Origin of the sequence: Streptococcus sp. oral taxon 431 (genome assembly GCF_001553685.1) — a bacterium.
Taxonomy (GTDB): Bacteria; Bacillota; Bacilli; order Lactobacillales; family Streptococcaceae; genus Streptococcus.
In genome coordinates this window covers 1,205,060-1,216,920 of the sequence record NZ_CP014264.1, presented here as the reverse complement: position 1 = coordinate 1,216,920, position 11,861 = coordinate 1,205,060, and the positions used below count along the sequence as shown (strand labels likewise).

Here is an 11,861-nt window from a genome sequence, read left to right as displayed (position 1 = left end):
GGGGGGGTTATGAAGCGTGATATAAAAAAGTATTATCTCTACCGTTTTCTGGTCTATAGATTTGAAAAACTCTCTTGTAAGAATCCAAGTCTCAAGGAAATAAAACCAGAGAAGAGAGAAAAAATCGTTCTAGAGGCTACTCGAACTAGTCAAAAGATTATTCTAATCCTTGGAATTCTTTATGTTTTGCTAAATTCTGCTATGTTCATTTACCTTAAGACCAGTGATTTCCAAAATCCTTTGTTTATGATGTATACTGACTACATCGATTATTTAGGTGAACTGATAAACGGAGAATGGGGCGGTAGTTGGCGTCAAAAGAAAGCTAGTTTTTTGATGATTGCTCTAGTGGCTTTACCGATTGTACTGATAGAAGGCGGCCCCTTCTTCTTAGTGGTTTTATTAGTTGGGAATTGGACATTAAAGAGAAAGATAAGAATTGAGAGAGAAGATAAAGGAGTAGAGAGCCATGGGTAGAACGGTGATTATAGGTACTTTAATTGCTTTTGCAATTTTTAATCTGCTACTCGGTCTGGGCTTTTATCTCTTTCTAAAAAAGAGGAAAGAGAATGGACAGTCATTGTACGAAACTCCTGTAAATCAACAAACTCGAACAGAAAAACTGGGTCTAGGTGAGATTTTGGTCTACCTGACACTGATTGCAATTGCAGGGATGTTTGCCTTTCAGACCTTAAATAGAGGTGGTGTGGGGAATTCTATTTTAGCCAAAATGATCCTCCTACCTGCTCTAATGGCCCTTTTCAATGCAAGAAAAAGGACTGGAAAGTCTTTACTTGCCCTCCTTATAACCTTGATGGTCTTTCTAGTAGGAGTCATGTTTCATCTCACGATTGGTTTGCCACCTCAAGCACCAATTTTGCAAATTAATGAAAGTAAAATCATTTTAGCAGAAACCAAAGTAAGTGATCTGATGGAAGCTGGATTTGATATCTATGTAAGACAGGGAGATGGTGCTAGCGACTACGAATACCTCCTGACAGATGGAAGTTTCCAAAAGTATGCAGGTAATAAAACAGTCACCATTGAAAAAGGCTTCAGGCTTGATAGTAATGCTGTCCCATACGCTCCCTATCTCTTTGCAAAAGATGGCATAGTTCTTGGGAGTATTTCCTTTTACGGGGCAGAAGATAAGGACGTGGTTCTAGAAGATTCTAAGGTTATTCAGGTTCGATTTAACAAGGATAGCATTGAAGCAGCTAAAGAACATTCTATAATTTTGAAATTGGATGAACTCGACTTGACTAGTCGACTGGATGTTCCACTTGTTCAAGAAACTTTTAAAAAGCATCTATGGTCAATCCCCCCATCACATACAAGTGATGTCACTCAATTGTGGTATGGATTACAGTGGTCAAGTAACAGTGACTCTCTATTTTGGAATGAATATTATAGTCTTATCCGTCTAGATGAAAATTATTTGATGACTGATTTTGAACTAGCTGCCAAAGTAGCGCGTGATGAGTAAATACGATTTTGAATAGTTAGCTTTGTTTATGACTATCTAAAGGAATTAATTTATTTAGTTCCTTTTTTTGTTTTTGATTTTAATTTAAAACGATTTCTATTTCTGGGTTGAATAAATTACACGAACTAAATATTAAATTATTTTAAAAAAGTTCTAAAAATACTTTACAAGTCTCTGAAAACATGATATAGTAATGAAGCTTAGAAAATGAGATGATGTTTTCTAGCAAATATAAACCCGAGTAAAAAATGCCTACGGACAGGCAGGGTTGAATGCCGAAGCGTGGTTGAAAAGCCACATTATTGATAGGGTTAAAAGCCTACTTTTATAAGTTGATGTTAGAACATTAGTTCTAATTCGTATACATTTGTTAGTGTGGTGAAAGCACACGTCATCTTGTGAAACGATCAATAAAGTACGTAATATTTGCTACTAGAGAGTTAGGAAACATCAGGAACAGACATACTCAAAAGAAACAAACATAAACACGTCAGTAGATTGTAGAGCAGGTGCCAACCTGCTCTTTTTTCATAAGTATCCTTGGCGCCTAAGTTTAATTAAGGTGTGAAAAATACAGTAAAGGAGTATGTCTTTATAATGTTAAATCAGAACCAAGCTCCCATTTATGAGGGGTTAGTTAAGTTACGAAAGAAAAGGATTGTACCTTTTGATGTGCCAGGTCATAAGCGTGGCCGTGGGAACCCAGAGTTGGTCGAACTTTTAGGTGAAAAATGCGTTGGTATTGATGTCAATTCTATGAAACCTTTGGATAATCTAGGACATCCCATTTCGATTATCAGAGATGCAGAAGAACTAGCAGCAGAAGCATTTGGTGCTGCTCATGCCTTTTTAATGATTGGCGGGACAACTTCATCTGTTCAAACCATGATTCTCTCCACTTGTAAAGCTGGAGATAAGATTATTCTTCCGCGCAACGTACATAAATCAGCTATCAACGCCCTTGTTTTGTGTGGTGCTATACCCATCTATATCGAGATGAGTGTGGATCCTAAAATCGGTATTGCTTTGGGGCTAGAAAATGATCGTGTGGCTCAAGCTATTAAGGACCATCCGGATGCCAAGGCTATCCTAATAAACAATCCAACCTACTATGGGATTTGTTCAGATCTTAAGGGGTTAACAGAGATGGCTCACGTTGCAGGAATGAAAGTCTTAGTAGATGAAGCCCACGGTGCTCATCTGCACTTTACAGATAAACTTCCTCTGTCTGCTATGGACGCAGGAGCGGATATGTCAGCTGTATCCATGCATAAGTCCGGTGGCAGCTTGACTCAAAGTTCCCTTCTTTTAGTTGGCAATCAGATGAATCCTGAGTATGTACGACAGATTATTAATCTGACACAGTCAACATCAGCATCCTACTTGCTAATGTCTAGTCTAGATGTTTCTCGTAGAAACTTAGCCCTTCGTGGTAAGGAGTCCTTTGAGAAAGTTATTGAGTTATCTGAGTATGCTCGTCGTGAAATCAATGCCATCGGTGGCTACTATGCTTACTCAAAAGAGCTAGTAGATGGTGTATCGGTTTGTGATTTTGATGTAACCAAGTTGTCAGTTTACACTCAGGGTATTGGTCTAACAGGGATTGAAGTTTATGATCTCTTACGAGATGAATATGACATTCAGATTGAGTTTGGTGATATCGGGAATATCTTGGCCTACATTTCAATTGGTGACCGCATTCAAGACATTGAGCGCTTGGTAGGTGCTTTGGCAGATATCAAGAGACTCTACTCACGAGATGGGAAGGACTTGATTGCTGGAGAATACATCCAACCTGAATTAGTGCTATCTCCTCAGGAAGCATTCTATGCAGAGAGAAGAAGCTTAACCTTGGACGAATCAGTTGGGCAAGTCTGCGGGGAATTTGTCATGTGCTATCCTCCAGGAATTCCAATCCTAGCGCCAGGTGAACGGATTACACGAGAAATTGTCGATTATATCAAATTTGCAAAGGAACGTGGTTGTTCCCTCCAAGGAACGGAAGATCCAGAGGTCAATCACATCAATGTTATTGAAAGAAAGGAGAACTAGATGGATTTATGGTTTTCTGAAGTTCATACTCCAGATGTGAAATTGTCGCTTAGAACTGCTAAACAACTTTACGCTGGCAAAAGTGAATGGCAGGATATTGAAGTATTAGATACACCAGCTTTTGGGAAAATATTGATTTTAAATGGGCATGTCTTATTCTCAGATGCAGATGACTTTGTCTACAACGAAATGACAGTTCACGTTCCTATGGCTGTCCATCCCAATCCAAAGAAAGTCTTGGTTATTGGGGGTGGTGACGGTGGTGTTGCCCAAGTATTAACTCTCTATCCTGAATTGGAACAAATCGATATTGTAGAACCTGATGAGATGCTGGTTGAGGTTTGTCGAGAGTATTTTCCAGACTTTGCAGCAGGACTTGATGACCCTCGCGTCACCATTTACTACCAAAATGGACTGAGATTTTTGAGAAACTGTGAAGATGATTACGACATCATCATCAACGATGCGACAGATCCATTTGGACATACAGAAGGGCTCTTTACCAAGGAATTTTACGGCAATAGCTATAGAGCCTTGAAAGAAGACGGAATCATGATCTATCAGCATGGTAGTCCCTTCTTTGACGAAGATGAGTCGGCTTGCCGTAGTATGCACCGCAAGGTCAATCAAGCCTTTCCAATCAGCCGGGTTTACCAGGCCCATATCCCAACTAGTCCTGCTGGCTATTGGTTGTTTGGATTTGCATCGAAAAAATATCACCCTGTCAAAGATTTTGACAAGGAAGGCTGGAAAAAACGCCAGTTATTTACGGAATACTACACTGCAAACTTGCATATTGGTGCCTTTATGTTGCCTAAGTATGTAGAAGACATTTTAGAAGAAGAGGAAGGAAAAAAATGAGTCGTTTATTAGTTATTGGATGTGGGGGCGTTGCCCAAGTTGCTATTTCAAAGATTTGCCAAGATAGCGAAACTTTTAAAGAGATTATGATTGCTAGCCGTACCAAGTCAAAATGTGATGACTTGAAGGCTAAATTAGAAGGTAAAACAAATACTAAGATTGAGACAGCTGCTCTTGACGCTGACAAGGTAGAAGAAGTGATTGCCTTGATTGAAAGCTACAAACCAGAAGCTGTTTTGAACGTAGCTTTGCCTTATCAAGACTTGACCATCATGGATGCTTGTTTGGCAACAGGTGTCCACTATATCGATACTGCCAACTATGAGGCTGAGGACACAGAAGACCCTGAATGGCGTGCTATTTATGAGAAACGTTGTAAGGAACTTGGTTTTACAGCCTACTTTGACTACTCATGGCAATGGGCTTACCAAGATAAATTCAAAGAAGCAGGCTTGACTGCTCTACTTGGATCTGGTTTTGACCCAGGTGTAACCAGCGTCTTTTCAGCTTATGCACTCAAACATTACTTTGACGAAATCCACTATATCGATATTTTAGACTGTAATGGTGGTGACCACGGTTATCCATTTGCGACAAACTTTAACCCAGAAATCAATCTACGTGAGGTTTCTGCACCAGGTTCTTACTGGGAAGATGGAAAATGGGTAGAAGTCGAAGCCATGTCTATCAAACGTGAGTATGATTTCCCTCAAGTTGGTCAAAAAGACATGTATCTCCTCCACCATGAAGAAATCGAATCATTAGCAAAGAATATTCCAGGAGTTAAACGCATTCGCTTCTTTATGACTTTTGGCCAATCTTATCTAACGCATATGAAATGCTTGGAAAACGTTGGGCTCCTTCGTACAGATGCTATTAACTTCAACGGCCAAGAAATCGTACCAATCCAATTCTTGAAAGCCTTGCTTCCAGATCCTGCCAGCCTTGGACCACGTACTGTTGGTAAAACTAATATTGGATGTATCTTTACAGGTATCAAAGATGGCGTTGAAAAGACCATCTACATCTACAATGTTTGCGACCATCAGGAGTGCTATGCAGAGGTTGGTTCACAAGCCATTTCTTATACAACAGGTGTTCCAGCCATGATTGGGACAAAATTAGTGATGGATGGTACATGGAAACAACCAGGAGTTTATAACCTTGAAGAGTTGGATCCAGACCCATTCATGGAAGCTTTAAATAAATACGGTTTGCCATGGGTTGTGGTAGAAAACCCACAAATGGTGGACTAATGAAGTTAGAACAAGTACCAACACCAGCTTACGTCATTGATTTAGCAAAACTAGAAGAAAATTGTAGCATTCTGCAAGAGGTTCAAGAAAAAACCGGCTGTAAGGTTCTACTGGCTCAAAAGGCTTATTCCCTCTATAAAACCTATCCTTTGATTAGTCAGTATCTGTCAGGTACGACGGCTAGTGGACTCTATGAGGCTAAGTTAGCTAGAGAAGAGTTCCCTGGGGAAGTCCATGTTTTTGCGCCAGCTTTCAAGGAATCAGATATGGAAGAGCTACTACAAATATCAGATCATATTGTTTTTAACTCAGAGAGACAACTTCGAAAATATGGTCAACGTTGTCGTGAAGTTGGTATTAGTGTGGGTCTGCGCATCAATCCTCAATGTTCAACGCAGGGTGACCACGCGCTTTATGATCCTTGTGCTCCTGGCTCTCGTTTTGGAGTGACTTCAGACAAGATACCTAGTGATTTGCTGGACTTGGTTGACGGGCTTCATTTTCATACTCTTTGTGAGCAGGGGGCAGATGATTTACAAACGACTTTGAAAGCAGTAGAAGAGCAGTTTGGAGCCTATTTGCATCAAGTTAAATGGCTCAATATGGGTGGTGGTCATCATATTACGAGAGATGACTATGATGTGGACTTGCTGATTTCTGAGATTAAAAGAATACGAGAAATCTATAACCTTGACGTCTACATTGAACCTGGAGAAGCTATTGCCCTTAATGCGGGCTATCTAGCTACAGAAGTCTTGGATATTGTTGAAAACGGGATTGAGACCTTGGTGCTAGATGCTTCAGCAAGTTGTCATATGCCAGATGTCCTTGAGATGCCTTATCGCCCCCCATTGAGAGATGGATTTGAAGCGCAAGAAAAACCTTATACTTATAGACTCTCTTCAAATACTTGCCTAACAGGGGATGTCATTGGGGATTATAGCTTTGAAAAACCGATTGAAATCGGTGATCGCCTCTATTTTGAAGACATGGCAATCTACTCCTTTGTCAAAAATAATACCTTTAACGGGATTGGACTTCCAAGTTTGTATCTCATGGATAAAGAGGGTGAGTGCAGTCTAGTTAAAGCATTTGGCTACCAAGACTTTAAGGAGAGATTATCATGATGGACAGTCCAAAGAAATTAGGTTATCGTATGCCTGCAGAGTATGAACCCCATCATGGGACTCTCATGATATGGCCTACTCGACCAGGGTCTTGGCCTTTTCAAGGAAAGGCTGCAAAAAAAGCTTTTAGCCAGATTATCAAAACGATTGCTCAAGGGGAAACAGTCTACCTTTTGGTTGAGGAGGACTATCTATCTGAAGCGCAATCCTATCTAGGAGACAAGGTTGTTTATTTAGATATTTCGACAAATGATGCCTGGGCTCGTGATACAGGTCCGACCATTCTTCTTAATGATAAAAGGGAAAAGTTAGCGGTAGATTGGTCTTTCAATGCCTGGGGTGGTGCTGTTGACGGTCTCTACCAAGACTATGAAGCAGATGACCAAGTAGCCAGCCGCTTTGCAGAAGTTTTAGAGATACCTGTTTATGATGCCAAACCTTTTGTACTGGAAGGTGGAGCTATACACAGTGACGGTCAAGGAACGATTCTTGTCACAGAAAGCTGTTTGCTCAGTCCGGGTCGTAATCCTCATCTGACTAAAGAGGAGATTGAAAAGACCTTACTAGAGAGCCTTGGTGCCGAAAAAGTCATTTGGTTGCCTTACGGTATTTATCAAGATGAGACAAATGAACACGTCGATAATGTTGCTACCTTTGTAGGCCCTGCAGAAGTTGTTTTAGCTTGGACGGACGACCAAGACGATCCTCAGTATGCCATGTCTGCAGCTGATTTAGCTCTCTTAGAGAAGGAAACTGATGCAAAAGGCCGGAGTTTCACTATTCATAAACTTCCAATCCCAGCTATTCATCAAGTAGTTACCGAAGAGGATTTACCAGGCTATACTTATGAAGAGGGCGAAGAGGAGCGCTATGCCGGTGAACGTTTAGCAGCTTCCTATGTAAATTTTTACATTGCTAATAAGTCTGTATTAGTGCCGCAATTTCAAGATGTAAACGATCAAGTTGCCTTGAATATTCTGAGCCAGTGTTTCCCAGACCGTGAAGTTGTCGGAATTCCTGCAAGAGATATTCTTTTAGGTGGTGGAAATATCCACTGTATTACCCAACAAATTCCAGAATAGGAGAAAAAGATGAGAAATGTAACGGTTGCAGCCATTCAGATGCAATGCGCTAAGGATGTGGATACTAATATCCAAACAGCTGAACGTTTGGTTCGACAAGCTGCGGAGCAAGGAGCCCAAATTATTCTCTTGCCTGAATTATTTGAACGTCCTTATTTCTGTCAGGAACGTCAGTATGACTACTACCAGTATGCCCAGTCTGTGTCTGAAAATACAGCTATTCAGCATTTCAAAGGAATTGCCAAAGAGCTAAAGGTCGTTTTACCGATCAGTTTCTATGAAAAAGATGGCAATGTCTTATACAATTCGATTGCTGTCATTGATGCAGATGGAGAAGTACTAGGCGTTTATCGAAAAACACACATACCAGATGACCATTATTATCAAGAAAAGTTCTATTTTACTCCTGGAAACACAGGCTTCAAAGTTTGGGATACTCGCTATGCCAAGATTGGTATTGGCATCTGTTGGGACCAGTGGTTTCCTGAAACAGCCCGTTGCCTTGCTCTAAATGGTGCAGAATTGCTCTTTTATCCAACTGCCATCGGTTCAGAGCCTATTTTGGATACAGATAGTTGTGGTCATTGGCAACGTACTATGCAAGGGCATGCAGCAGCAAATATTGTGCCAGTTATTGCTGCTAATCGTTATGGTTTGGAAGAAGTCTCACCTTGTGAGGAAAATGGGGGACAAAGTTCCAGTCTTAACTTCTACGGTTCATCCTTTATGACCGATGAAACAGGAGCTATTTTGACTCAAGCCGAAAGACAAGATGAAGCAATTCTCTTAACTACTTATGACCTTGACAAAGGAGCAAATGAGCGCCTGAATTGGGGTCTCTTTAGAGATAGAAGACCAGACATGTATAAAGATATTGTCAGATGAGAAAAAGCCTATCGTAGGCTTTTTTATGTACATACTATAATAATTTTTTGATAAAGTATTAGAAATCTGATAAAATGAACATAGTGTAAGAATGATAAGAGAGGTTGGGGAGCTCTCAATCAATTTTTTCTTGAAGAATTAAGCCGTGACTGAGGTTAATTATGGGAAAATGGACTTGTAGATGTGGTCAAGCAATGAACGACCACAAAGCCCCTGATCCAAATGCTTATTCGGTTTATTCGGATGAGTTATTTGAATAAATCTCTCATGCAAGAGTATTTTGGCTGATATTCTGTCATTGTAATTACGGTAATTATTTGTTATAATACTTCAAAGGAGGAAATCAGATGGTAGTAAAAACAAGAAAACAAGGAAATTCAATCACCATTACCATTCCAAGTGAATTCAATATTCCAAGTGGTGTAAAATACGAAGCGAAATTGTTACCAAGTGGTGAAATTATCTTTACTCCCGAAGAGTCTGAACATCAAATTTCTTATGTATCTGATGATGCCTTTGACTTAAATTTAGATAAAATCTTTGATGAATACGATGATGTTTTCAAAGCTTTGGTGGAAAAATGACAGTCTATCTTACAGAAAGACAAATTGAAAAAATCAATTCTTTAGCAATTCAACGGTATTCACCTAATGAAAAAATTCAGACAGTTAGTCCTTCTGCCTTAAATATGATTGTCAATTTACCAGAACAATTTGTTTTTGGCAAACCTCTTTATCCAACAATTTTTGATAAGGCAACGATACTATTTGTCCAATTAATCAAGAAGCATGTTTTTGCCAACGCTAATAAACGAACTGCTTTCTTCGTTTTGGTGAAATTTCTACAGTTAAATGGTTATCGTTTTTCTGTAACAGTTGAAGAAGCGGTGGATATGTGTGTAACTATTGCAGTAGAATCCTTAACAGATGAAGGATTAGCTAGCTACACCAAATGGATTTCCGAACATTCTTTTAGAGTTAATGGCAACAATTAAGCTTGGATGTTTAAATCCTATAAGAATAAAATAGATAAACAGACAGTATTAGAATTCTGTAATGCAGAAAACTAATCTTTTGAATATGTCAAATATTCAACCTTACTAAACAAGAAAAAGTAGCCCACTCAGGCTACTTTTTAAAATTCTTTGTAAACATAAGTATTCTCTGGTTTATCGACTTTTACAAAGGATTGAACTTCAAGGGTTGGGAGGATTTGGTTGAGTTCTTTGTGGTAGCGATTGCTAATCTTACCTTTGACTCTCACCCAAGTATTATTTTCGTACTGATTGGTGTTTCCTGTAGTCAAAAGTCCAAAAACTCCTGAATCAGCGATACAGTGCATGATACCAAAACGAAAGACAAATTGACTATTAGAGTAATTGGGATCATTGTAGACAAAGCCAGTAAACTCGATTTCCTTACCTTCAAATTCATTTGGAAAATCGTAGATGACCTCCATGACTTCCAAGTAATTCTCATCTTTGATAACAATACTAGATTGAGCTAAGTAATTATCAGCACTCTTACGGACAGTGTCTACATAAGCTGTGTGTGAATAAAACCTACTCGTATCTGGCTTCAGATACTGACTGCTAGTTCCTTCACTTGATTGGATTGCCTTGTCAGTTCCTTCCGACAAAGGAAAATAATATCCTTTGGCCGATACTGTTTGCGAATCTAGAGTGACTGTTGGAAAAGTAAATCCAACTAACAAGGGTAAACTTAAGAGGGCAAAACTAGCAAGCTTGGCTGAAAAACTATGTAAGTGACTATGTTCTTTCAAACGCTTGAAGCAAATATAGGCTTGAACGATGGCTAGTAACAAAGATAAAAACATAGTGATATAAGCCAGATAAGAGTAGTGGAGGTTTAGATACTGATTGAGCTTACCTGATAGGTGTAGATAAAGGGTTAAGAAAAAATAACTCATCAAAATAAAAAATCGTATCATAGCATCACCCCGACTAGATAAGAATAGACAAGAACAACAAGAGTTACAATTGTCATAAATTGCCAAATAAATCGAGTTTTAAGATAATTCTTCATCATGAGTAGATTTTTGACATCAAGCATAGGGCCTATAACCAGAAAGGCAAGCACTGGAGCAAAGCCAAAACTAGAGAGAAGCGAAGAGCCAATAAAGGCATCAGCTTCACTACAGAGTGATAGAAGGAAGGATAGGATCATCAAGAGAACGATAGCAAGGAGTGGTGTTGCACTGATAGAAGTCAGGATCCGAGTTGGTACATAGACCTGGACAATGCTGGCAAACAGACAGCCAAAAACCAAATAACGCCCCATATCAAAGAATTCATCAATAGCTTGGATGAAGACCTGAAGAAGTTTCTGACCTGAAGTCAAGTGAGAAAAATCATGCTCATGACAAGCCAGCCTATTTTCCTTCTGAATGGGTTCTTCCCAAAAAAATCCAAGGAAAATACCCAATATAGTAGCAACGAGAATAGAGCCCAAAGCACGTAGTAACACCATTTTAAATGAATTACTAAAGGCCGAATAGGTCGCAAAGAGTACGATGGGATTGATGATAGGAGCTGTTACTAGAAATGGAACAGCTGTATAGCTTGGAACCTTCTTCTCCAAGAAGCGGTTGATGATCGGAACAATTCCACACTCACAAGATGGGAAGAGAAACCCTATAAATGTACCAAAAAAGATTCTCCCCAAGCGATTTTTAGGGAGAAATCTATAAACTTTCTCAGGAGTCACATAGACTTCGATAGCACCAGAAATAATGCTTCCAATCAAAACGAAAGGTAGGGCTTCAATGATGATTGATAGAAAAATAGCGCCAGCTTGTAAAATACTCGAAGGCAGACTTTGAAAAATCGTCATCTATTTTTTCTTTTCTGCCTTATCTATTTTTTCTTTGTCATCTGGAAATGTTACTTGCTTTAAATCAGGTAGTTTAGCGAATTCTTCGAACATCTTATCTAAGTCATCAGTTTTTGTAAATTTAACAGCCATAAGGCATACCTCGATTCTTTTAGTTAACACTATTATACTATTATTTCTAAGAAATAGTTGGATTTTAAAATAAACATGGCTTTTATCTTTATAAAGTTGAAATAAAGCAACTAATTAATGAAAACAAG

Annotated in this window: 13 protein-coding genes; 10 read left to right on the top strand and 3 right to left on the bottom strand. The window is 39.1% G+C overall.

What is annotated here, in order from left to right; translation table 11 throughout:
- The first annotated feature begins 9 nt into the window (after positions 1 to 9).
- From AXE83_RS05690 to AXE83_RS05645, 10 genes are all read left to right on the top strand, one after another.
- Complete coding sequence (locus AXE83_RS05690) at positions 10 to 477, top strand: hypothetical protein (protein WP_060955737.1); 468 nt, start codon at positions 10 to 12, stop codon at positions 475 to 477.
- Positions 470 to 1,486, top strand: a complete 1,017-nt coding sequence (locus tag AXE83_RS05685) for a hypothetical protein (RefSeq protein WP_060955736.1) — start codon at positions 470 to 472, stop codon at positions 1,484 to 1,486. Before AXE83_RS05690 ends, AXE83_RS05685 begins: the two co-directional genes overlap by 8 nt.
- A gap of 597 nt (positions 1,487 to 2,083) precedes the next feature.
- Entirely contained in the window at positions 2,084 to 3,538 is a 1,455-nt protein-coding gene (locus AXE83_RS05680; protein WP_060955735.1) for an aminotransferase class I/II-fold pyridoxal phosphate-dependent enzyme, read from the top strand.
- The gene (gene speE / locus AXE83_RS05675; protein WP_049504668.1) at positions 3,539 to 4,399 is read left to right on the top strand and encodes a polyamine aminopropyltransferase; all 861 of its coding nucleotides are present in this window, start codon (positions 3,539 to 3,541) and stop codon (positions 4,397 to 4,399) included.
- Complete coding sequence (locus AXE83_RS05670) at positions 4,396 to 5,655, top strand: saccharopine dehydrogenase family protein (RefSeq protein WP_060955734.1); 1,260 nt, start codon at positions 4,396 to 4,398, stop codon at positions 5,653 to 5,655. Before speE ends, AXE83_RS05670 begins: the two co-directional genes overlap by 4 nt.
- A complete protein-coding gene (gene nspC / locus AXE83_RS05665; RefSeq protein WP_060955733.1) occupies positions 5,655 to 6,782 on the top strand; it encodes a carboxynorspermidine decarboxylase in 1,128 nt (375 codons plus the stop codon). Before AXE83_RS05670 ends, nspC begins: the two co-directional genes overlap by 1 nt.
- Complete coding sequence (aguA, locus tag AXE83_RS05660) at positions 6,779 to 7,864, top strand: agmatine deiminase (RefSeq protein ID WP_060955732.1); 1,086 nt, start codon at positions 6,779 to 6,781, stop codon at positions 7,862 to 7,864. The genes nspC and aguA overlap by 4 nt, the downstream gene beginning before the upstream one ends.
- Before the next feature lie 9 nt (positions 7,865 to 7,873).
- Positions 7,874 to 8,749, top strand: a complete 876-nt coding sequence (gene aguB / locus AXE83_RS05655; protein WP_060955731.1) for an N-carbamoylputrescine amidase — start codon at positions 7,874 to 7,876, stop codon at positions 8,747 to 8,749.
- A gap of 347 nt (positions 8,750 to 9,096) precedes the next feature.
- Positions 9,097 to 9,333, top strand: a complete 237-nt coding sequence (locus tag AXE83_RS05650; protein ID WP_049504513.1) for an AbrB family transcriptional regulator — start codon at positions 9,097 to 9,099, stop codon at positions 9,331 to 9,333.
- Positions 9,330 to 9,743, top strand: a complete 414-nt coding sequence (locus AXE83_RS05645; RefSeq protein ID WP_060955730.1) for a type II toxin-antitoxin system death-on-curing family toxin — start codon at positions 9,330 to 9,332, stop codon at positions 9,741 to 9,743. Before AXE83_RS05650 ends, AXE83_RS05645 begins: the two co-directional genes overlap by 4 nt.
- Before the next feature lie 140 nt (positions 9,744 to 9,883).
- Here AXE83_RS05645 and AXE83_RS05640 read toward each other — a convergent pair whose 3' ends face one another.
- The 3 genes from AXE83_RS05640 to AXE83_RS11515 are packed head-to-tail and all read right to left on the bottom strand — an operon-like array spanning position 9,884 to position 11,733.
- On the bottom strand, positions 9,884 to 10,699 hold the full coding sequence (locus tag AXE83_RS05640; protein WP_060955729.1) for a TIGR03943 family putative permease subunit: 816 nt from the start codon (positions 10,697 to 10,699) through the stop codon (positions 9,884 to 9,886).
- Positions 10,696 to 11,601, bottom strand: coding sequence for a permease (locus AXE83_RS05635; protein ID WP_060955728.1), 906 nt, complete (start codon positions 11,599 to 11,601; stop codon positions 10,696 to 10,698). Before AXE83_RS05635 ends, AXE83_RS05640 begins: the two co-directional genes overlap by 4 nt.
- Positions 11,602 to 11,733, bottom strand: coding sequence for an SPJ_0845 family protein (locus AXE83_RS11515; RefSeq protein WP_060955727.1), 132 nt, complete (start codon positions 11,731 to 11,733; stop codon positions 11,602 to 11,604).
- Positions 11,734 to 11,861 lie beyond the last annotated feature (128 nt).